Origin of the sequence: Roseitranquillus sediminis (genome assembly GCF_016918935.1) — a bacterium.
GTDB lineage: Bacteria > Pseudomonadota > Alphaproteobacteria > Rhodobacterales > Rhodobacteraceae > Roseitranquillus > Roseitranquillus sediminis.
This window is the reverse complement of the sequence record NZ_JAFFOB010000025.1, coordinates 82,330-104,479: the sequence shown is the minus strand read 5'-3', so window position 1 is coordinate 104,479 and position 22,150 is coordinate 82,330. Positions and strand designations below refer to the sequence as shown.

Annotated in this window: 20 protein-coding genes and 1 tRNA gene; 15 read left to right on the top strand and 6 right to left on the bottom strand. The window is 68.3% G+C overall.

The annotated features are described in order from the left end of the window. Positions 1-19 precede the first annotated feature (19 nt). Positions 20-2,764: a formate dehydrogenase subunit alpha gene (fdhF, locus tag JM664_RS16675; protein WP_227421061.1), complete on the top strand. Its 2,745-nt coding sequence runs from the start codon at positions 20-22 to the stop codon at positions 2,762-2,764. A gap of 4 nt (positions 2,765-2,768) precedes the next feature. On the opposite strand, the gene JM664_RS16670 is transcribed toward fdhF, so the two are convergent. After that, on the bottom strand, positions 2,769-3,020 hold the full coding sequence (locus tag JM664_RS16670) for a hypothetical protein (RefSeq protein ID WP_227421060.1): 252 nt from the start codon (positions 3,018-3,020) through the stop codon (positions 2,769-2,771). 196 nt (positions 3,021-3,216) lie between these two features. Between JM664_RS16670 and JM664_RS16665 the strand changes: the two genes are divergently transcribed. The 11 genes from JM664_RS16665 (at position 3,217) to JM664_RS16615 (ending at position 14,554) form a co-directional block, all read left to right on the top strand. Next, on the top strand, positions 3,217-3,540 hold the full coding sequence (locus JM664_RS16665; RefSeq protein ID WP_227421059.1) for a PRC-barrel domain-containing protein: 324 nt from the start codon (positions 3,217-3,219) through the stop codon (positions 3,538-3,540). Positions 3,541-3,683: 143 nt separating this feature from the next. Next, a complete protein-coding gene (locus JM664_RS16660; protein WP_227421058.1) occupies positions 3,684-5,654 on the top strand; it encodes an AMP-binding protein in 1,971 nt (656 codons plus the stop codon). A 271-nt stretch (positions 5,655-5,925) separates the two neighbouring features. Further along, a complete protein-coding gene (locus tag JM664_RS16655; protein WP_227421057.1) occupies positions 5,926-6,183 on the top strand; it encodes a hypothetical protein in 258 nt (85 codons plus the stop codon). A 62-nt stretch (positions 6,184-6,245) separates the two neighbouring features. Then, entirely contained in the window at positions 6,246-7,004 is a 759-nt protein-coding gene (locus JM664_RS16650) for an ABC transporter ATP-binding protein (RefSeq protein ID WP_227421264.1), read from the top strand. Between the two features lie 105 nt (positions 7,005-7,109). Beyond that, entirely contained in the window at positions 7,110-8,096 is a 987-nt protein-coding gene (locus JM664_RS16645; protein WP_227421056.1) for a branched-chain amino acid ABC transporter permease, read from the top strand. Positions 8,097-8,127: 31 nt separating this feature from the next. Beyond that, the gene (locus JM664_RS16640) at positions 8,128-8,268 is read left to right on the top strand and encodes a hypothetical protein (RefSeq protein ID WP_227421055.1); all 141 of its coding nucleotides are present in this window, start codon (positions 8,128-8,130) and stop codon (positions 8,266-8,268) included. Continuing rightward, positions 8,265-9,341 carry a branched-chain amino acid ABC transporter permease gene (locus JM664_RS16635; protein ID WP_227421054.1) on the top strand — a complete coding sequence of 359 codons (1,077 nt, stop codon included), beginning with the start codon at positions 8,265-8,267 and terminating at the stop codon, positions 9,339-9,341. The genes JM664_RS16640 and JM664_RS16635 overlap by 4 nt, the downstream gene beginning before the upstream one ends. A gap of 61 nt (positions 9,342-9,402) precedes the next feature. Next, on the top strand, positions 9,403-10,686 hold the full coding sequence (locus JM664_RS16630; RefSeq protein WP_227421053.1) for an ABC transporter substrate-binding protein: 1,284 nt from the start codon (positions 9,403-9,405) through the stop codon (positions 10,684-10,686). A gap of 144 nt (positions 10,687-10,830) precedes the next feature. Further along, positions 10,831-11,655: an ABC transporter ATP-binding protein gene (locus JM664_RS16625; protein ID WP_227421052.1), complete on the top strand. Its 825-nt coding sequence runs from the start codon at positions 10,831-10,833 to the stop codon at positions 11,653-11,655. A gap of 26 nt (positions 11,656-11,681) precedes the next feature. Further along, a complete protein-coding gene (locus tag JM664_RS16620; protein WP_227421051.1) occupies positions 11,682-12,899 on the top strand; it encodes a phenylacetate--CoA ligase family protein in 1,218 nt (405 codons plus the stop codon). Positions 12,900-12,922: 23 nt separating this feature from the next. Next, positions 12,923-14,554, top strand: coding sequence for a peptidoglycan-binding protein (locus JM664_RS16615; protein ID WP_227421050.1), 1,632 nt, complete (start codon positions 12,923-12,925; stop codon positions 14,552-14,554). A 61-nt stretch (positions 14,555-14,615) separates the two neighbouring features. Here JM664_RS16615 and ykgO read toward each other — a convergent pair whose 3' ends face one another. Further along, complete coding sequence (gene ykgO / locus JM664_RS16610) at positions 14,616-14,741, bottom strand: type B 50S ribosomal protein L36 (protein ID WP_227421049.1); 126 nt, start codon at positions 14,739-14,741, stop codon at positions 14,616-14,618. Positions 14,742-14,808: 67 nt separating this feature from the next. Further along, positions 14,809-14,883: transfer RNA gene (locus JM664_RS16605), tRNA-Val, on the bottom strand. A 148-nt stretch (positions 14,884-15,031) separates the two neighbouring features. Between JM664_RS16605 and JM664_RS16600 the strand changes: the two genes are divergently transcribed. Beyond that, positions 15,032-15,892 carry an N-formylglutamate amidohydrolase gene (locus JM664_RS16600; RefSeq protein ID WP_227421048.1) on the top strand — a complete coding sequence of 287 codons (861 nt, stop codon included), beginning with the start codon at positions 15,032-15,034 and terminating at the stop codon, positions 15,890-15,892. A gap of 2 nt (positions 15,893-15,894) precedes the next feature. Here JM664_RS16600 and JM664_RS16595 read toward each other — a convergent pair whose 3' ends face one another. Both JM664_RS16595 and pyrF read right to left on the bottom strand, forming a co-directional pair. Then, a complete protein-coding gene (locus tag JM664_RS16595; RefSeq protein WP_227421046.1) occupies positions 15,895-17,148 on the bottom strand; it encodes a DNA polymerase IV in 1,254 nt (417 codons plus the stop codon). A gap of 75 nt (positions 17,149-17,223) precedes the next feature. Beyond that, positions 17,224-17,931, bottom strand: a complete 708-nt coding sequence (gene pyrF, locus JM664_RS16590) for an orotidine-5'-phosphate decarboxylase (RefSeq protein ID WP_227421045.1) — start codon at positions 17,929-17,931, stop codon at positions 17,224-17,226. A 126-nt stretch (positions 17,932-18,057) separates the two neighbouring features. Between pyrF and JM664_RS16585 the strand changes: the two genes are divergently transcribed. After that, positions 18,058-18,525, top strand: coding sequence for a hypothetical protein (locus tag JM664_RS16585; protein ID WP_227421044.1), 468 nt, complete (start codon positions 18,058-18,060; stop codon positions 18,523-18,525). Positions 18,526-18,683: 158 nt separating this feature from the next. Next, positions 18,684-21,299, top strand: a complete 2,616-nt coding sequence (clpB, locus tag JM664_RS16580) for an ATP-dependent chaperone ClpB (protein WP_227421043.1) — start codon at positions 18,684-18,686, stop codon at positions 21,297-21,299. Between the two features lie 43 nt (positions 21,300-21,342). Here the strand turns inward: clpB and JM664_RS16575 are convergent, their stop codons facing one another. Beyond that, positions 21,343-21,819, bottom strand: coding sequence for a fasciclin domain-containing protein (locus JM664_RS16575; RefSeq protein WP_227421042.1), 477 nt, complete (start codon positions 21,817-21,819; stop codon positions 21,343-21,345). Between the last annotated feature and the right edge of the window lie 331 nt (positions 21,820-22,150).

Below are 22,150 nucleotides of genomic sequence, written 5' to 3'. Positions count from 1 at the left end.
GCCCCTAGTCTCGGCAGGCATGGCGACCCGCTTCCGAATCGATGGCACCGAGGTCGAGGCTGTGCCGGGCGAGACGATCTGGCAGGTCGCGAAGCGCCACGGCACCGTGATCCCGCACCTCTGCCACAAGGACTGGCCCGGTTACCGCGCCGACGGGAACTGCCGCGCCTGCATGGTGGAGATCGAGGGTGAGCCACGCCTCGCCGCCTCGTGCATCCGCCAGCCGGCCGAGGGGATGGAGGTCCGGGTCGCCTCCGACCGCGCCGAGCGCGCCCGTCGGATGGTGCTCGAGCTCCTGATGGCCGACCAGCCGGACCTTGCGCACGCCCACGACCGCTCCAGCCACATGCGCCGCACCGCCGTGGCGGCCGGCGTCGGCGAGAGCCGCTTCCCCGCCCGCGAGGCCGCGCCGCAGCCCGACGCCAGCCACCCGGCGATGCGCGTCAACTTCGACGCCTGCATCCAGTGCAACCTCTGCGTCCGCGCCTGTCGCGAGGTGCAGGTCAACGACGTGATCGGCATGGCCGGCCGCTCATGGGGCATGCTGCCCGTCTTCGACCAGGCCGACCCGATGGGCGACTCGACCTGCGTCGCCTGCGGCGAGTGCGTGCAGGCCTGCCCCACCGGCGCGCTGATGGAGGCGAGCGTCCTCGACGAGCACCAGCGCGGCGACGGCGCCGACTGGGACCGCGAGGTGCTCAGCGTCTGCCCGTTCTGCGGCGTCGGCTGCCAGGTGTCGGTCAAGCTGAAGGGCGACCGCATTCTCAAGGTCGACGGCGCGCAGGGTCCGGCCAACGAGGGGCGGCTCTGCGTCAAGGGCCGGTTCGGCACCGACTACGTCCACCACCCGCACCGCCTGACTCGGCCCCTGATCCGCCGCGCGGGCGTGCCCAAGGCCATGGTCGTCGATCCCGGCAACCCGCTCACCCACTTCCGCGAAGCGACGTGGGACGAGGCGCTCGACGCCGCCGCCGCGGGGCTGAGGCGGGCAGGGGGCACCAAGGTTGCCGGCTTCGGCTCCGCCAAGTGCACCAACGAGGAGGCCTACCTGTTCCAGCGCCTCATCCGGCAGGGCTTCGGCCACAACAACGTCGACCACTGCACTCGCCTCTGCCACGCCTCGTCGGTCGCTGCGCTGATGGAGAACGTGGGCTCGGGCGCTGTCACCGCGACGTTCAACGAGATCGAGAACGCCGACTGCGCCATCGTCATCGGCGCCAATCCGGTCGAGAACCACCCCGTCGCCGCCACCTTCTTCAAGCAGTTCGCGAAGCGCGGCGGCGAGCTCATCGTCATGGACCCGCGCGGCCAGGCGCTGCGCCGCCATGCGACCCACATGCTGCAGTTCAAGCCGGGCACCGACGTTTCGCTGCTCAACGCGATCATGCACGTGATCGTCTCCGAAGGCCTCGCCGACCAGCAATACGTCGCCGGCTTCACCGAGGGCTGGGACGACATCGTCCGCCACCTGCAGGGCTTCCCGCCCGAGAAGATGGCCGAGCATTGCGGTATCGACGCCGAGACGATCCGCACCGTCGCCCGCACCTTCGCCCGCGCCCGCGCCGGCATGATCTTCTGGGGCATGGGCATCAGCCAGCACGTCCACGGGACCGACAACTCCCGCTGCCTGATCAGCCTCGCGCTCATGTGCGGCCATGTCGGCCGCCCCGGCACCGGCCTGCACCCGCTCCGCGGCCAGAACAACGTCCAGGGTGCCTCCGACGCGGGGCTCATCCCGATGTTCCTGCCGGACTACAAGTCGGTCGAGGACGCCACCTTCCGCGGCAACCTGGAACGTCTCTGGGGCACCGCGTTGTCGGCGCAGAAGGGGCTGACCGTCACCGAGATCGTCGACGCAATCCACGCAGGCGACATCACCGCGATGTACATCCAGGGCGAGAATCCGGCGATGTCCGACCCCGATGTCTCCCACGCGAGGGAGGCGCTGGCGAAGCTCGACCACCTCGTCGTCCAGGACATCTTCCTGACCGAGACGGCGATGTTCGCTGATGTGATCCTGCCGGCGTCGGCCTTCTTCGAGAAGACCGGCACCGTCACCAACACCAACCGGCAGGTGCAGATGGGCCGCCCGGCGCTGCCGCCCCCCGGCGAGGCGCGCGAGGACTGGCGCATCACCACCGACCTCGCCAACCGCCTCGGCCTCGGCTGGCGCTACACCCAGCCGCGCGAGATCTTCGCCGAGATGGCCTCGCTGATGCCCTCGCTCGCGAACATCACGTGGGAGCGGCTGGAGAAGGGCGCCGTCACCTATCCGTCGCTCTCGCCGGACGACCCTGGCCAGTCCATCGTCTTCGGCGACGGCTTCCCGCGCGAGGGCGGGCGGGCCCGCTTCGCGCCGGCCTCGCTGGTCCCGCCCGACGAGGTGCCGGACGCCGACTACCCCTTCGTCCTGACCACCGGCCGGCAGCTCGAACACTGGCACACCGGCTCGATGACCCGCCGCTCCGCCGCGCTCGACGCGCTCGAGCCGCAGGCGTCATGCGCGCTGCACCCCTCGGTCCTGCGGCAGATGGGTGTGGAGGCGGGAGGTCAGGTGCGCCTCACCTCGCGCCGGGGCAGCATCGAGCTGATGGCGCGGGCCGACCGTGCCGTCTCGCCAGGCATGGTCTTCGTGCCCTTCGCCTATGTCGAGGCCGCGGGCAACCTGCTGACGAACCCCGCGATCGACCCCTACGGAAAGATCCCGGAGTTCAAGTTCTGCGCCGTCCGCGTCGAACCCGCCGCGACGCTGGCTGCGCAGTAGCCCGTCAGGCCGCCTCGCGGAACTGCCCGGCGATCCGGCTGAGGTCGTGCGACAGCATCATCAGCCGCGATGTCAGCGGCAGCGCGTCGTCCTCCGCGTTGAAGTAGGCGGCGTCCTCGACCAGCTGCGCCGCCAGGGCGACGGCGCAAGCCTGCCGGGTCGCCCGCGGCAGTCCGGCGAGGAAGCTTCTCAAGCTCGACATGTCGTCCGCCACTTCGGCGGGCATGGCGAGGTCGGGGGCGAACATGGCGCTCATCAATGTCTACTCCGTCTGGCAGCTCACCAGTGATAGGCGGATTCCTGCCTCCGCTGCATCTCGGGTTCCTCGCTGGAGCATTTTGCACGGAACAGTTGCATCACGACCACACGTCCGCTCGCGCCGATTGCGGCGCCTCGGAACGCCGCGCGTCGCGCAACGTTGCAGAGGTAGTCCCAACGACAGGAGCTTCTCCATGCGCATCATCCACACGGTCGCCGTCCTCCTCGCCATTCCCGCCGTCGCCTCGGCGCAGGACATCTTCGACGTCTCGAGCCTCTCGGCGCTCGACGAGGCCGACGTCGTGACGCAGGACGGCGAGAACCTTGGCGAGGTCGAGAATGTCCTCATCGACGCTGGCGGCACGCCGGTCGCCATCGTGGTCGAGGCCGGCGGTTTCCTCGGCATCGGCGACAGCGACAGGGTAATCCCGCTTGACCGGCTGACCTGGGACAACGGCAACTACATGGTCAACATCACCCGCGAAGAGGTCGAGGCCCTGCCCGAGTGGGACGACTGACGCCTCCCGCCGCCCCTCTCGGACTGGGGCGGCGCCTCCCGTAGCGGCAACGTTGCCATACGTGCTCGGCGCGGTATGGTGCCCGGGACGCCCGCAGACCGGAGAGTCTTGCGCACAAGCAGCGGGCGCAGGGGGAGGATCGGGTGACCGCTGACCAGCCGGCGCCTGCGGCGCCGACGTCGATCCCTGAATTGCTTGCGCGGAACGCCAGGGCGTTCGCGAGGCGCACCGCTTACCGCGAAAAGGAATACGGGATCTGGCAGAGCTGGACTTGGGCCGACACCGCGGCCGAGGTCGAGGCGCTGGCCCTGGGTCTCCTGTCACTCGGCCTCGCGCCGGGCGATCACGTCGCGATCATCGGCCGCAACCGACCCGCTCTCTACTGGGCCATGGTCGCCGCGCAGCGCTGCGGCGCCGTCCCCGTCCCGCTCTACCAGGACGCGGTCGGCGACGAGGTCGCCTACGTCCTCGAGCACTGCGCCGCGCGCTTCATCGTCGCCGGCGACCAGGAGCAGGTCGACAAGGTGCTCGAGGTGCAGGAGGGGCTGCACACGCTCGAGCACATCGTCTACCTCGACCCGCGCGGCCTGAGGAAATACGACCATTCCCGCATGTCCTCCTATGCCGACGTGCAGGCGCGGGGGCGCGAGGCGCAGGGCGCTCTCCTGCCCGAACTCCGCGCCCGCACGAACGCGCTCGGCTACGACGACACCTGCGTCATGCTCTACACCTCGGGCACCACCGGCCGCCCCAAGGGCGTGGTGCTCTCGAACCGCAACATCATCGAGACCTCGAGGAATTCCGCCGAGTTCGACCGCCTGACGGAGCGCGAGGAGATCCTCGCCTATCTCCCCATGGCCTGGGTCGGCGACTTCATCTTTTCCGTCGGGCAGGCCTACTGGTGCGGCTTCTGCGTCAACTGCCCCGAGAGCGCGGACACGATGATGACCGACCTGCGCGAGATCGGGCCGACCTATTACTTCGCCCCGCCGCGGGTCTTCGAAACCCAGCTCACTAACGTGATGATCCGGATGGAGGACGCCGGCCGCCTCAAGCGGTGGCTCTTCCACCGCTTCATGGCGGTCGCCCGCCGCGCCGGCCCCGCACTTCTCGACCGCCGCCCGGTGCCCGCGCGCGACCGCCTGCTCTACCGGCTGGGCGAGGCGCTGGTCTACGGCCCGCTCAAGAACACGCTCGGCTTCTCCCGCGTCCGGGTCGGCTATACCGCGGGCGAGGCGATCGGGCCTGAGATCTTCGACTTCTACCGCGGCCTCGGCATCAACCTGAAGCAGCTCTACGGCCAGACCGAGGCGTCGGTCTTCATCACCCAGCAGCCCGACGACGAGGTGCGCTCCGACACCGTCGGCGTCCCGAGCCCCGGCGTCGAGATCCGCATCGCGGACTCGGGCGAGGTCTTCTACCGCTCCCCCGGCACCTTCGTGGAGTACTACAAGAACGCCGAGAGCACCGCCTCGACCAAGGATCCCGAGGGCTGGGTCGCGACCGGCGACGCCGGCTTCTTCGACGAGGAGACCGGGCAGCTCCGAATCATCGACCGCGCCAAGGACGTGGGCAAGCTCGCCTCCGGCGCGCTCTTCGCGCCGAAGTACGTGGAGAACAAGCTCAAGTTCTACCCCAACATCCTCGAGGCCGTCGTGATCGGCGCGGGCCGCACCCATTGCATCGCCATGCTCAACATCGACCTCACCGCCGTCGGCAACTGGGCGGAGCGCAACAACATCGCCTACGGCTCCTACCAGGAGCTGAGCCAGCACCCGCAGGTCCTCGCGATGATGCGCGACCATGTGGGCGAGGTGAACGCCTCCCTCGCGCACGACCCGATGCTCTCGGCCTGCCAGGTCCACCGCTTCCTCGTCCTGCACAAGGAGCTCGACGCCGACGACGGCGAACTCACCCGCACCCGCAAGGTCCGCCGCAACATCATCGCCGAGAAGTACGCCGACCTGATCGACGCGCTCTACTCGGGCAAGTCCGAGATCTACACCGAGACCGAGGTCACCTACGAGGACGGCCGCAAGGGCCGCATCCGCGCCACGCTGAAGATCCAAGATGCCGAGGTGGTCGGCTCCGCCGAGAGGATGGCGGCGGAATGAAAGCTTTGGTCGGCACCTACGTACAGTCTGGCAATCAGCACCTTAAGACGGTTGATATCTGCGGAATTAGAAGTTTCCGGGACAAGGATCGGCTGAAGCCTGTTGAAACACTCGTTGGGCGATGTTCCCAACTCAACTTCCCGTTGGATCATAGAGGACGCCAACGCCACCAGAGGTTGGTGTACGTTCATAGTATTGCTCCGTCGTCCCCGGACCTATCATCCAAGAGCATTATCGCTGCTGCGTCAAGCGCGCGCAGAGGCGAGGCCTCATGACCGGCCGCAATGCTGCGCTCCTCCTCGCGTTCGCCGGCCTCGTGCTGGCTGTGATCGCCGGCGCCTTCGTGTGGCCGTGGCTCAGGCCGCCGATCGTCGGGGGGATCTCCGGCGGCTTCGGCGTGTGGATCATCGTGGCGCTGTCGGAGGGCGGCACCGTCTGCGTGGTGCGCTGGCTGCCGCACATCGCCGCCTACGGCGCGGCGGTCGGGCTCATGACGACGCTCGGCGCACGGATCGGAGGCGTGCAGTGAGTGTCGCCGAGGCAACGGAGCCGGTGAGCACCGCCGATGGACGCCAGATCGGCGGCGTGCTGATGGACATGCGTCACATCACCCTGCGCTTCGGCGGGGTGGAGGCGATCAAGGACATCTCCTTCGACATCCGCGAGGGCGAGATCCGGGCGATCATCGGCCCGAACGGCGCGGGCAAGTCGTCGATGCTGAACGTCATCTCGGGCTTCTACAACCCGCAGGAGGGCGAGGTCTGGTTCCGCGGCGAGCGGCGCCCGCCGATGAAGCCCTACCAGGTCGCCCGGCAGGGCATCGCCCGGACGTTCCAGAACATCGCGCTCTTCGACGGGATGAGCGTCCTCGACAACATCATGACCGGCCGGCTCACGCACATGAGGACCGGCCTCTTCCGGCAGGCGGTCTGGCGGGGCGGCGCCCAGCGCGAGGAGATGGCGAACCGCGAAGTAGTCGAAAAGATCATCGACTTCCTTGAGATCCAGCGCATCCGCAAGACCCCGGTCGGCCGGCTGCCCTACGGCCTCAAGAAGCGGGTGGAGCTCGCCCGCGCGCTCGCCGCCGAGCCGAACCTGCTGCTCCTCGACGAGCCGATGGCCGGCATGAACGTGGAGGAGAAGGAGGACATGAGCCGCTTCATCCTCGACGTGAACGACGAGTTCGGCACCACCATAGCGCTCATCGAGCACGACATGGGCGTGGTCATGGACCTCTCCGACCGGGTGGTGGTGATGGATTACGGCCGCAAGATCGGCGACGGCACCCCCGACGAGGTGCGCGCGAACCCGGAGGTGATCGATGCCTATCTGGGGGTCGCTCATGACTGACGGTGGGATCCGCTTCTCGCCGCCCCTCCGGGGCACCTCGGCGCGGATCGGCGCGTGCCGCGCCGCCGCGCCCCCCGACCGTGTCGCGCCGTGGGAGGCCGCCTGATGCCCGACCAGCTTCTCTACGCCATCGAAGTCTCGCTGAACGGCCTGATGGCGGGGGTGCTCTACGCCCTCGTCGCGCTGGGCTTCGTGTTGATCTTCAAGGCGTCTGGCATCTTCAACTTCGCGCAGGGGGTGATGGCGCTCTTCGCGGCGCTGACGCTCGTGGGCATCATGGACGGGCAGGTGCCCTTCGCGCACCTGATGAACACCGTCTTCGGGACCGACATCCACGGCTTCGGCTGGCAGGTGCCCGCGCTCGCCGCGATCGTGCTGACGGCGCTGGTGATGGTGCTCTTCGCGATCCTCGTGCAGCGCTTCATCTTCCGCCACCTGGTCAACCAGGAGCCGATCATCCTCTTCATGGCCACGATCGGCCTCGCCTACTTCCTCGAGGGCGTGGGCGACCTGATGTGGGGCTCGGAGATCCGCACGCTCGACGTCGGCCTCCCGCAGGGCATCAACGAGACCATCGACCGCGTCACGTTCGACGCCTTCGGCTACGGCTTCTTCATCGACAACCTCGACATCGCCGCCACCGTGGTGGCCGCGCTCCTCGTCACCGCGCTCGTCGTCTTCAGCCAGTACACCAAGCAGGGCCGGGCGCTGCGGGCGGTGGCCGACGACCACCAGGCGGCGCTGTCGGTCGGGATCTCGCTGAACTACATCTGGATCCTGGTCTGGTCGATTGCGGGCTTCGTCGCGCTGGTCGCCGGGATCATGTGGGGGGCGAAGTCCGGCGTGCAGTTCTCGCTCAGCCTGATCGCGCTCAAGGCGCTGCCGGTGCTGATGCTGGGCGGCTTCACCTCGATCCCGGGCGCCATCGTCGGCGGCCTCATCATCGGCATGGGCGAGAAGCTCTTCGAGTTCTTCGTCGGCCCGCTGGTCGGCGGCGCGACAGAGAACTGGTTTGCCTACGTCCTCGCCCTGATCGTCCTGGTGTTCCGGCCCCAGGGCCTCTTCGGCGAGCGGATCATCGAGCGTGTTTGAGGGATGGAGAGGGCGGATGCCTCCGGCGGGGATGTTTCAGGAGCAAAGATGGCGGGAGGGTGCGCTGACGATGATCCGTGAGACCTCGCGCCGCTCCGGCGCCGGGGCGAGCGCGCCGCTTGAGGAGGAAGCACGGCTCTCCCGCGTCGCCCGCAGGGAGGGCTGCACGTGATCTACCGCGAGGCCGGCGACTTCAAGACGAGCTACGTCGCCGACAGCCAGACCTTTCCCATCCGCATGGACCGCCGCGCCTACTGGGCGGCGCTGGCGGTCGCGTTCCTCGTGATCCCGTTCGTCATCAACGACTACTGGCTCAACGCGGTCTTCCTGCCTTTCCTGATCTACGCCATCGCCGCGCTGGGGCTGAACATCCTGACGGGCTACTGCGGGCAGGTCAGCCTCGGCACCGGCGGCTTCATGGCGGTCGGCGCCTATGCCTGCTACAAGCTGATGACGGCATTCCCGGACATCAACATCACGCTCCACGTCATCGCCGCGGGGGCCATCACCGCCGGCGTCGGCGTGCTCTTCGGCCTGCCGAGCCTCCGCATCAAGGGCTTCTACCTCGCCGTCGCCACGCTCGCCGCGCAGTTCTTCCTGGTCTGGCTCTTCAACCGCGTGCCGTGGTTCTACAACTACTCCGCGTCCGGACAGATCAGCGCGCCGGAGCGCACCGTCCTCGGCGTGCCGATCACCGGCGCCGCCACCGACGCCTGGGCGACCTACCTCTTCTGCCTTGTCTTCGTCGTGGCCAGCGCCTGGATCGCGCGCAACCTGACGCGGGGCAGCGTCGGGCGCACCTGGATGGCGATCCGAGACATGGACATCGCGGCCGAGATCATCGGCGTCAGCCCGCTGCGCGCCAAGCTTTCGGCCTTTGCGGTCTCGTCCTTCTTCATCGGCATCGCCGGGGCGCTCTTCTTCGCGGTCTATCTCGGCGCGGTCGAGGTCGGCTCGGCGTTCGGCATCGACAAGTCGTTCCTCGTGCTCTTCATGGTCATCATCGGCGGCCTCGGCTCGATCCTCGGCAGCTTCCTCGGCGCCGGCTTCATGGTGCTCCTGCCGGTGTTCCTGACCAACGTGCTGCGCGATGGCCTGGGCTGGCCCACGACGCTGGTTGCGCATCTCGAGCTCGTCATCGTCGGCGCGCTCATCATCGGCTTCCTCATCGCCGAACCGCACGGCCTCGCCGCGCTCTGGCGCACCACCAAGGAAAAGCTGCGGTCATGGCCCTTTCCGTACTGATGCGAAGACGCGCCGAGGCGCGCCGTACCTGAACAACAAAAAGAACTTAGGGAGAACCAACATGAAGCTGACCCTCACAACGCTCGCCGCGACACTCGCGGCCAGCACCGCGATGGCGGACCTCGTCATTCCGGACCTCAGCTACCGCACCGGCCCCTACGCGGCGGGCGGCATTCCGTTCTCGGACGGCTACCAGGACTACTTCACGCTCCTTAACGAACGTGACGGCGGGATTGGCGGCGAGCCGATCCGGCTGATCGAGTGCGAAACCGCCTACGACACCGAGCGCGGCGTCGAGTGCTACGAGGCGACCAAGGGCGAGGGCGCGCTGATCTACCAGCCGCTCTCGACCGGCATCACCTACCAGTTGATCCCCAAGGTTGAGGCCGACCAGATCCCGCTCCACACGATGGGCTATGGCCGCACCTCCGCCGCGAACGGCGAGGTCTTCAACTGGGTCTTCAATTACCCCGCGAACTACTGGGACGCGGCCTCGGTCGCGATCAACCACCTCCTCGAGGAGAACGCCGGCGACCTCTCCGGCAAGAAGATCGCGCTGATCTACCACAACTCCGCCTACGGCAAGGAGCCGATCCGCACGTTGGAGGAACTGTCGGAGAAGCACGGCTACGAGCTGACGACGATCCCGGTCGACCATCCGGGCCAGGAGCAGAAGAGCCAGTGGCTCCAGATCCGCCGCGACCGGCCCGACTACGTCATCATGTGGGGCTGGGGGGTGATGAACCAGGTCGCCATTCAGGAAGCCGCGAACATCCGTTTCCCGATGGAGAATTTCATCGGCAACTGGTGGGCGGGGGCCGAGCACGACGTGACGCCCGCCGGCGCCGCGGCCGACGGCTACAAGTCGCTCAACATGAACCGGGTGCAGGAGTATCCGGTCTTTGACGAGATCCGGCAGCACGTCATCGACGCCGGGCTCGGCGCCGGGGACGGCGGCTCCTCCATCGGTTCGGTGCTCTACACCCGCGGGATGTATGCCGCGATGCTCGCCGCCGAGGCCATCGAGAAGGCGCAGGAGATCCACGGCACCTCGGCCATCACCGCCGCGCAGATGCGCGACGGGATGGAAGCGCTCGAGGTCACGGAAGCCACGATGGAGGAATGGGGCGCGCCGGGCATCGGCCCCGAATTCTCCGTCTCCTGCCAGGACCACGGCGGGTCGGGCTACGGCCTCGTCCAGCAGTGGAACGCCGAGGCGGGCACATGGGAGCCGCTGACCGACTTTATTCAGGCCGACGCCGAGGTGATCGACCCGCTCGTCGAGGGGGACAGCATGTCCTACGCGCAGGAGAACAACATCACCCCGGGCTGCCCCGGAAGCTGACGCGACGCGGACCTCGCCGGAGGCCCTTCAAGGCCGTCCGGCGGGCCGATCCGGGCCCGGAAAACCCGGAAATCTTGCAAGAACTTGCAAGACCGCCCCTAGAAACTTGTACAAAGTTGAAAGAACGCCTCCGAGGAGCGCCCCATGCTCGACGCCGCCCAGACCCGCGAAACGCTGCTCGAGGTCAACAACATCGAGGTGATCTACAACCACGTGATCCTCGTCCTGAAGGGCGTCTCGCTCAGCGTCCCCAAGGCCGGCATCACCGCGCTCCTCGGCGGCAACGGAGCGGGCAAGACCACGACTCTAAAGGCAATTTCCAACCTCCTGCGGTCCGAGCGGGGGGAGGTCACCAAGGGATCGATCCTCTATCGCGGCGAGCGGGTGCAGGACCTCGCGCCCTCGGACCTCGTGGCGCGCGGCGTGATCCAGGTAATGGAAGGACGCCATTGTTTCGAGCACCTTACGGTCGAGGAGAACCTCCTCACCGGCGCCTACACCCGCCGCGACGGCCGCGCCGCCGTCGCCGCCGACCTTGAGATGGTTTACGTGTATTTTCCGAGACTTAAGGAGCGCCGGAACAGCCAGGCAGGCTACACCTCCGGCGGCGAGCAGCAAATGTGCGCGATCGGCCGCGCGCTGATGTCCCGGCCCGAGACGATCCTGCTCGACGAACCCTCGATGGGCCTCGCGCCGCAGCTCGTCGAGGAAATATTCGGCATTGTCAGAACGTTGAACGAGGAGCAGGGCGTCAGCTTCCTGCTGGCCGAGCAGAACACCAACGTCGCCCTCCGCTTCGCCCACTACGGCTATATCCTCGAGTCGGGCCGCGTCGTGATGGACGGCGAGGCGGCGGCGCTGCGCGAGAACCCCGATGTGAAGGAGTTCTACCTGGGCATGTCCGACACCGGCCGTAAGTCGTTCCGCGATGTGCGCTCCTACCGCCGCCGAAAGCGCTGGCTCAGTTGACCCGAGGCAGACGAGAGGAAGAAGTCTTGAAGCATTACGACGAGCTCGAGACGCGCTCCGCGGACGAGCGGGACGCGGCGTTGGCCATCAGCCTGCCGAAGCAGATAGCGAACGCCAAGGCGCTGGAAGGGTACGCAGAATCCCTCCGCGACGTCGATGTGGCGCAGGTCAGGGACTGCGACGCAATGGCCGGGTTGCCTGTGCTGCGGAAGTCGGATCTGTCGCAGGCGCAGTCGGAGCGTCGGCCGCTTGGCGGCTATGCCGCGCGCGCGCCGGCGGACTTCGCCCACATCTTCCAGTCGCCGGGCCCGATCTACGAGCCGGGCGGGGTCGCGCGGGACTGGTGGCGCCTCGGCCGCTTCCTCCATGCGAGCGGCGTCGGGCGGGGCGACATCGTGCAGAACTGCTTCGGCTATCACCTGACGCCGGCGGGCATGATGTTCGAGAGCGGCGCCCGCGCCGTCGGCGCGGCGGTGCTGCCCGCGGGCACGGGGCAGACGGAGCTGCAGGCGCGGGCGGCGCATGACGTGGGCACGACGGTCTATGCCGGCACGCCCGATTACCTGAAGGTGATCCTCGACAAGGCGGACGAGCTGGGGCTGGAGCTTTCAGTGACCAGGGCGACCGTCTCCGGCGGCGCGCTCTTCCCCTCGCTGCGCGAAGCTTACGCCGCGCGTGGCGTCGCCTGCCGCCAGTGCTATGCGACGGCGGACCTCGGCCTCATCGCCTACGAAAGCGACGCGATGGAGGGCATGATCGTGGACGAGGGCGTGATCGTCGAGATCGTGACGCCCGGCACCGAAGACCTCGTGCCGGAGGGCGAGGTGGGCGAGGTCGTGGTGACGACCCTGAACCCCGATTACCCGCTGATCCGCTTCGCCACCGGCGACCTCAGCGCGGTCATGCCGGGCGCCAGTCCCTGCGGCCGGACGAACATGCGCATCAAGGGCTGGATGGGTCGCGCCGACCAGACCACCAAGGTCAAGGGCATGTTCGTACGGCCCGAGCAGGTCGCGGAGTTCGTGCGCCGCCATGAGGAGGTGAAGCGCGCCCGCGTCGTCGTCGACCGCGAGGGCGAGGCCGACCGGATGACCGTGCGCGTCGAGGCGGGTGCAGGCGAGTCGGCGCGTTACGCCGAGACGATATTGGATATCACCAAGCTCCGGGCCTACGTCGAGGTTGTGCCGCTTGGGGCGCTGCCCCGGGATGGGAAGATCATAGAGGATCTCAGGACCTACGACTGAGACGCTGCTTCGAGGGTGACATGATGTTCCGACGACTCCGGCTGGCCATGCTGGCCGCCGCCTGTGCAACACCACTCTGCGCGGCCGATCTGGCCTTCGTGGTGGGGAACGAGAATTACGACCGGATAGACGATCTGCGGCGGGGCGACGATGTCGTCGACGCGGCGCGGGGGCTCGGCCGGCAGGGTGTGGAAGTGATCTCACGGCGGGACGCGGGGCATGAGGAGACGCTGGCCGCGCTGGCGCAGTTCGTGCAGCAGGCGTCGGAGGCCGACAAGCTGCTCGTCGTCCTCTCGGGGCACTTCCTGTCGTCGGCGACGGACACCTACCTGCTGCCGGTCGAGACGGACCTGCCGTCGCTGACGCGCCTGCCATCGCGCGCGCTGCCCGTTTCGACCGTGCTCGCTGTATTGGGAGAGGCTCCGGGGCGGAGCGTGCTCGTCCTTGCGACGGAACCGATGCAGCGTGACTTCGGGCGATATCTGCAGGCTGGGGTAGACGACCCGGCGCTGCCGCAGGGCGTGACGCTGATCCGTGCGACGCCGCGCGCGGCCGAGCGTGTGGTGCGCGACGTGCTGGCGGAGCCCGGCCGCTCGCTGCAGCGCGGTGTGGAGGCGATCGACGGCGCACGGATCTCGGGCTTTCTCTCCGACCGCTATGCCTTCGTCGAGGCGGGGCGCGCTGCGAGCCCGATCGCGCTGGAGGCCGAGGCGTGGGATGAGGCGCGACGCACGGATACGGTGCGGGGGTACGAGCGATTCCTCGACCGCTATCCGCGCGGCATGAACGCCGTCGAGGCGCGGCTGAGGATCAACGAGCTCTTGGCGAGTCCGGGGCGTCTGGCCGAACTGGAAGAGCGGGCGCTGGGCCTGACGCGGGAAGAGCGCCAGCAGGTGCAGCGGGACCTCGTGCTGCTCGGCTTCGACACCCGCGGTATCGACGGGATCTTCGGCCCCGGTACGCGCGGTGCGATCCGCGCCTGGCAGTCGGCAGGCGGCTTGGAGGCGACGGGCTACCTGGATGCGGCGCAGGTGAACGAGCTGGGGCGCGACGCAGTGGCGCGCTCGCGCGAGCTGGACCGTCAGGCGGAGGAGCGCCGGGTGCGGCAGGAGCGCGACGATCGGGCGTTCTGGCGCGAGACGGGGGACCGCGGGACCGAGGACGGCTATCGCCGCTATCTTGATCGGTATCCGGACGGCGCCTTCTCCGACATCGCCCGCGACCGGCTGGCGAGCACGGAGCGCCGAAGGGCCACACCGGCGGACCTGGCGGCGTGGCGGCTGGCGTCGAACACGGGCACGGCGGACGCCTTCGAGCGCTACATCGACCGCTTTCCCGAGGGTGCCTTCGTGCGCGCGGCGCGGGACGCGCTCGGCGATCTGGACGTGGAGCGGGAACGCTCGGCCGAGCGGGAGGCGGCGCTGGCGGCGGAGCGGGCGCTGGGCCTCAACCCGCTGACCGCGCGGCTGGTCGAGCAGCGGCTCGACGCGCTGGGCCTGAACCCGGGCACCGTCGACGGCGCGTTCGACGAATCGACGCGGCGCGCGATCCGGCGCTACCAGGATGCGCGCGAGCTGCCGGGGACGGGGTTCCTCACGCAGCCGACGGTGGTGCAGCTGCTGGCCGACAGCGTGCGGCAGCTGATCGAGAGGTAGACGAAAAGCAGAGGAGCCGCGGAAGCAATCCGCGGCCCCTCTTGCGTCGTTGCGTTCGAGTTCAGCCCTGGCGGGCCTTGAACCGACGCTGCGTCTTGTTGATGACGTAGATCCGACCCTTGCGGCGCACCACGCGGCAATCGCGATGGCGCGTCTTCAGCGAGCGGAGCGAGTTCCTGACTTTCACCGGCCCTCTCCTCTTGTCGCGGCGCGCATGCGCCTTGCCCTTGTGCCGAACCAAGCGGCGAAGAATATGGTGGGCGCGACAGGGATCGAACCTGTGACCCCTACGATGTCAACGTAGTGCTCTACCGCTGAGCTACGCGCCCGCCCGACCGTCACCGGCCGAAAACGAACACGACGCGAGGAAGCCCCGCGTCGATTTGCGTGGCTATAAAAGGAGTCGGATGGCCATGCAAGAGCCTTTGGCGCCTTCCGCAAATCCGGCTATATCCGGTCTTGGCAGGGAGGATGAGTATGACGTCGACGGCATTTACGCTGAAGGAGCCAGTTGTCCGCACGACAAGCGTCATCTTCGCCTCTCCCCATTCGGGGTCGTACTATCCCGACGAGTTCCTCGCGCGCTCCGTGCTTGACCGGCACGCGATTCGTTCGTCGGAAGATGCCTTTATGGACGATCTCTTCGAGGGTGTGACGCAGCTCGGAGCTCCGCTCATCGCTGCCGTGGCGCCGCGCGCCTACGTAGACCTCAACCGGGCGGCGGACGAGCTCGACCCGGCGGTGGTGGAGGGTGTCGGGCGCATTGCGCACAATCCGCGGGTCAGTTCGGGCCTTGGCGTGATCCCGCGAGTGGTGGCGAACGGGCGGCAGATCTACGAGGCGAAGATTCCGCTGGCCGAGGCGCGCGACCGTGTCCAGCGCTACTGGCGGCCGTATCACGCGGCACTGGCGGATCTGGTTACGGCCAACCTGCGGCAGTTCGGCGAGGCGGTACTGGTCGACTGCCATTCGATGCCGCACGAGGCGATCGAAAATGTGTGCGCCGGGCGCCATCGCCGCACCGACGTCGTCCTGGGCGATCGCTTCGGCGCGGCGGCGGCGCCCGAGGTGGTAGATGCTGTCGAGGAAGCATTCCGCCGCGCCGGGCTGGTCGTGGCGCGGAATGCGCCTTTCGCGGGCGCCTACACGACCCAGCAGTACGGCAGGCCGTCGCGCGGCCAGCATGCGGTGCAGATCGAGATCGACCGCCGCCTCTACATGGATGAGGCGACGATCAAGCCACACGCGGGATACGATGATTTCCGTAGTCTGCTGATGGGCATCGCAGAGGACGTGGTGCGGATCGGCCGGTGCGAGATGCCGCTCGCGGCGGAGTAACTTCAGCGGAGGGCGCGACCCTTGAGGATCGCGTCGTGTCCGAAGCGCGCGCGGACTGCGTCCGCCGCGCGTTCGGCTTCGGCTCGGGCGGCGGCGCGCGGGTCGAGGAAGTCGGCGGAGAGGTCGGCGCGACCCTCATGCATAAGGTCGGAGAGGCCCACGCCCAGCAGTCGGAAGGGCGCTGCTGCGCCGCTCTGGTCGAGGAGCACCCGCGCCTCGCGGTAGATCCTGTCCGCAAGCTGCGTCGGTTCGCGCAGAGCGTGGCGCCGGGTCAGCACGGCATGGCTCGCCTTCTTGAGCTTCAGCGTGACGACGCGGCCGGAGAGCGCCTTGGCCTTGGCCCGGTCGGCAACCTTCTCGGCCATGCGCCAGAGGTGGCCGTCGAGAAGATCGGGGTCGGAGGTGTCCTCGTCGAAGGTCGTCTCGTTCGAGATGCTTTTCACCGGCGCGTTCGGATGGACGCGCCGCGCGTCCTCGCCCCGCGCGAGGCGCCAAAGGCGGTCGCCCGAGCTGCCGAAGCGCGCAACGAGATCGCGCCGATCCCAGCGCAGCAGATCCGCGATGGTGCGGATGCCGGAGCGGGCGAGCGCCTCCTGCGTGGCATGGCCGACGCCCCAGATCAGGCCCACGGGCCGGTCGCGCAGGAACGCCTGCGTTTCGGCGCGTCCGATGACGGAGAAGCCGCGCGGCTTGTCGAGGTCGGACGCGATCTTGGCGAGGAACTTGTTGTGGGAGAGCCCGATGGAGGCGGTCAGGCCGAGCTCGCGCTGGATCCGCAGCGCGAGCCGGGCGAGCAGGACGGCGGGCGGAGCGCGATGCAGCCGCGCGGTGCCGCCGAGGTCGAGGAACGCCTCGTCGAGCGAGAGCGGCTCGACCGCGGGCGTAAGCTCTTCCATCATCGCGCGGATCGCGCGGGAGGCGGTGACGTAGGCGGGGAAGCGCGGCTTGACCACCACCGCGTCGGGGCAGAGGCGGAGCGCCTTGAACATGGGCATGGCGGAGCGGACGCCGCGGATGCGGGCGATGTAGCATGCGGTGGTGACGACACCGCGGCGGCCGCCGCCGACGATCAACGGGACGTCACGGAGGGCGGGATCGTCGCGCTTTTCGACGCTGGCGTAGAAGGCGTCGCAGTCGATGTGGGCGATCGTCAGGTCGAAGAGCTCGGGGTGCGACAGGACACGCGGGGAGCGGCAGGCCGGGCAGCGGGTGCCGGCGTCGAGGCTCGTGTGACAGTCGCGGCAGAGGGCGGGCATGGCCAATTCTGAGCGTATGCTTGGCGTATGACAAGCGTATGGCTCCCGTACATACGCCAGCTGCAGTATGCGGGATCAGCCGGCCCGGAGCGGGAGGTCCGCAAGGATGGCGCGCGCCGCGGCGGCGGGGTCGGGCGCGGCGTGGATCGGGCGGCCGACGACGATGTGGTCGGCACCGGCTTCGATCGCCGCGCCGGGCGTGGCCACGCGCTTCTGGTCGTGGCTCGGCGCGGCGGACGGGCGCACGCCGGGGGTCACGATGAGCCGGCCCCGCGCCTCGGGCAGGGCACGGATGGCGGCGGCCTCCTGCGGCGAGGCGATGACGCCATGCGCGCCGGCTTCGAAGGCACGTGCCGCGCGCTCGACAACGATGCCCGCGACGTCTCCCGGAACGATCATCGCTGCGTCGAGGTCGCTGCGGTCGAGCGAGGTCAGCATCGTGACCGCCAGGATCTGGAGGTCGCTGCCGCCGGCGCCCTCGCGCGCGGCGCGGACCACGTGCGGGTCCCCGTGGACGGTGAGGAAGTCGAGCTCGAAGCGGGCGAGGCCACGCACCGCCGCCTCGACCGTGGCGCCGATGTCGAAGAGCTTCATGTCGAGGAAGATGCGCTTGCCGTGCTCGTCCTTGAGCTCGCGTGCGAGGGAGAGTCCGCCCCCCGTCAGCATCCCGAGACCGATCTTGTAGAAAGAGACCGTCTCCGCGAGGCTCTGCGCAAGGGCGAGGCCTGAGACGGCATCCGGCACGTCGAGCGCCACGATCAGTCTGTCATCGGCGTTTCTCATGGCCTCTCCTCACGATTTTTCGTGATGTGGAGTGGCGGCCGCGGCTTCGGAGGTCAAGCGGCGAGGGGAACCGTGATAGGTTGAGGTCGGTTGCCTGAACCAGAGACAATACGAAGGAGAACGACCATGGCCGGAATGGATCTTCGCCTGCGGCGCGCGGACCGGGGCGTGAGCGTGTTCTGGATGATCCTCGTACTGGCTGTGGCCGTGCTGCTCATCCTGACGATCATCCTGATGACCGGGCTGGGCAATCCGCTGACGGAAGAGGACGTCGAGGCGGTCACAGAGGAGCCCGCCGCCGTGGTTGCCGAGGACGAGCCGGTGCCCGGCACGACGTCATTCTCTGAAGGCCAGACGGCCGACGAGGCACCCGTTGAGGAAGGCGAGCTGCCTGGCGACCCGGTCGATCCGCCGGTGGCCCCGGCGGAAGGCGAGGTCCTGGAGACGGAAGGGCCGGTCGAAGAGCTGATCCCCGAGGCTGCGGAAGACCAGCCGGACGATGTGGTCGTCGACCCGGACGGCGTGCAGGAACCGTTCGAACCGACTCCGTCGGGTCCCGAGGGGCGCGACGAGGAAGTCATCATCGAGAACTGAATTTCGAGATGGCGTTGAAGCGGGCGCGGCGACGGCTGCGCCCGTTTTCATTGCGCTTCGGCTTGAACGCCTGTTGCACTATCGCCACATGAAAGTCGTGGCCCCTGAGACCGTGCCGAACGGGCGGTGAGCGGGGGTGCCGAAACGAGGAGTGGATGATGGACCTTGAGAAGTTCACGGAGCGGTCGCGCGGATTCCTGCAGGCGGCCCAGACGATCGCGACGCGCGAGGATCACCAGCGCGTCTCGCCAGAGCACCTTTTGAAGGCGCTGATGGACGACGAGCAGGGGCTGGCGTCGAACCTGATCCGCCGCGCCGGCGGCGCGCCCGAGCGCGTGCTCGAGGCGGTCGATGCGGCGCTCGCGAAGGTGCCCAAGGTCTCGGGCGGGGCGGGGCAGCTCTACCTCGATACGCAGACGGCCAAGGTGCTGGACGAGGCGCAGAAACTTGCGATCAAGGCCGGCGACAGCTTCGTCCCGGTGGAGCGGGTGCTGACGGCGCTGGCGGTCGTGCGCTCCAAGGCACGCGAGGCGCTGGAGGCGGGCGCGGTCACGGCGCAGAAGCTGAACGGCGCGATCAACGATGTCCGCAAGGGGCGCACGGCCGACACCGCGAGCGCGGAGGAAGGCTATGACGCGCTGAAGAAGTACGCGCGCGACCTGACCGAGGCGGCGGAGCAGGGCAAGATCGACCCTATCATCGGCCGCGACGACGAGATCCGCCGCACCATGCAGGTGCTGAGCCGGCGCACCAAGAACAACCCGGTGCTGATCGGCGAACCGGGCGTCGGCAAGACGGCCATCGCCGAGGGGCTGGCGCTCAGGATCGTCGATGGCGACGTGCCGGAGAGCCTGCGCGGCAAGCGGCTGCTGGCGCTCGACATGGGCAGCCTGATCGCGGGCGCGAAGTATCGCGGCGAGTTCGAGGAGCGGCTGAAGGCGGTGCTGAGCGAGATCACCGCGGCCGCGGGCGAGGTGGTGCTCTTCATCGACGAGATGCACACGCTGGTCGGCGCCGGGAAGGCCGACGGAGCGATGGACGCCTCGAACCTGCTGAAGCCTGCGCTGGCGCGGGGCGAGTTGCATTGCATTGGCGCGACGACGCTCGACGAGTACCGCAAGCATGTCGAGAAGGACGCAGCGCTGGCGCGGCGATTCCAGCCGGTGATGGTGGAGGAACCGACCGTCGTCGACACGATCTCCATCCTGCGCGGCATCAAGGAGAAGTACGAGCTGCACCACGGGGTGCGGATCAGCGACTCGGCGCTGGTGGCGGCGGCGCAGCTCTCGCACCGCTACATCACCGACCGGTTCCTGCCGGACAAGGCGATCGACCTGATGGACGAGGCGGCGTCGCGGCTCAGGATGGAGGTCGACTCCAAGCCCGAGGAGTTGGACGCACTCGACCGCGAGATCCTGCAGAAGCAGATCGAGGCGGAGGCGCTGAAGAAGGAGGATGACGACGCCTCGAAGGACCGGCTGCAGAAGCTGGAGCGCGAGCTGGGCGACCTGCAGGAGCGGTCGGCCGAGATGACCGCCAAGTGGCAGGCGGAGCGCGACAAGCTGAACGCGGCGGAGCAGCTCCGCAAGGAACTCGACACCGCGCGCGGCGAGCTCGACCGGGCCAAGCGGGAGGGCAACCTCGCCCGCGCGGGTGAGTTGAGCTACGGCATCATTCCGCAGCTCGAGCGCGAGCTGGCGGCGGCGGAGCAGCGCGAAGATACGCTTTTGGTAGAGGAGGCGGTGCGGCCCGAGCAGATCGCCGAGGTGGTCGAGCGCTGGACCGGGATTCCGACCGCGAAGATGCTGGAGGGCGAGCGCGACAAGCTGCTCCGCATGGAGGAGGAGCTTGGGCAGCGCGTCGTCGGCCAGCGGACGGCGGTGCGGGCGGTGTCGAACGCGGTTCGGCGGGCGCGCGCGGGGCTCAACGACGAGAACCGGCCTTTGGGCTCGTTCCTGTTCCTCGGGCCTACGGGCGTCGGCAAGACGGAGCTGACAAAGGCGCTGGCCGAGTACCTTTTCGACGACGACAGCGCGATGGTGCGGATCGACATGAGCGAGTTCATGGAGAAGCACGCGGTCGCCCGGCTGATCGGCGCCCCGCCGGGCTATGTCGGCTACGACGAGGGCGGGGTGCTGACCGAGGCGGTGCGGCGCCGGCCCTATCAGGTCGTGCTCTTCGACGAGGTCGAGAAGGCGCACCCGGACGTCTTCAACGTGCTGCTGCAGGTGCTCGACGACGGGATGCTGACCGATGGTCAAGGTCACCACGTCGACTTCAAGCAGACGCTGATCGTCCTGACCTCGAACCTCGGGAGCCAGGCGCTGAGCCAGCTGCCGGACGGCGCGGATGCGGCGCAGGCCAAGCGCGACGTGATGGACGCGGTGCGGGCGCACTTCCGGCCGGAGTTCCTGAACCGGCTCGACGAGACGATCATCTTCGACCGGTTGAGCCGGGACGACATGGACGGCATCGTCGAGATCCAGATCGGTCGTCTGCAGCGGCGGCTGGCGCAGCGCAACATCGTCCTGAACCTCGACGAGGGTGCGCGGAAGTGGCTGGCCGACGAGGGCTACGACCCGGTGTTCGGGGCGCGGCCGCTCAAGCGGGTGATCCAGCGGGCACTGCAGGACCAGTTGGCCGAGATGCTTCTGGCGGGCGAGGTGTCCGAGGGAGACGAGGTGAACGTAAGTGTGGGCAGCGACGGCCTGCTCGTGGGCAACCGGGTGTCGTCATCCAGCAGACAGCCGCCGATGGACGCGGTTCTGCACTGAAAGGAAGGGCCCCCGCGGGGGCCCTTCCTCGTTTCGGATAATGTCACTCGGGCATCAGCACCGAATCGATGACATGGATCACGCCGTTCGACGCATCGATGTCTGCCTGCGTCACGGTCGCGTCGTTGACCATCACGCCACCCGAGGTGGAGATGGTGACCGTGGAGCCCTCGACCGTTTCGGCCTCCATCCCGTCCTCCAGATCCGACGACATCACCTCGCCCGGTACCACGTGGTAGGTGAGGATCGAGGTGAGCTGGTCGCGGTTCTCCTCCATCAGGAGATTGTCGACCGTGCCCTCTGGCAAGGCCGCGAATGCCTCGTCCGTCGGCGCGAAGACGGTGAACGGCCCCTCGCCCTTCAGGGTCTCGACCAGACCTGCGGCCTCTGCCGCGGCGAGGAGCGTCGAGAAGCTGCCGGCCTCTGCCGCGGTGTCGACGATGTCCATCTGGTCCTGCGCGAAGGCAGGCGCCGTGAGGAAGGTGGCAGCGGTGATGGTCAGCACGGTCTTGCGGATCATGAACTTCTCCCTTGTCGATAGATGCGGGATGCATCGAACAGGTTTACGCGAGGGCGATGGAATCGGATGACTCGACGAGTCGAGCGTCTGCATCCGGATGACCCTGAGGCAGCCCGGCAGCCGCGCCGCCTGACACGTGCGGCAAGGCGAAGTTTCTTGCTCGACCCGTGCCCTCGGCGTGGCTTTAGTTGCCGCCAACCTGCTGTTTTCAAGGCTTTCATGGCGCCGCCGGGAAAATGCGGCGAGGGCGCAAAAAAGGCCTTGCGGCCCCCGACCGGCATCCGTAAACACCCCTTCACCGGCGGCGCTGAGGGGCGCGGTTGGGGAAGAG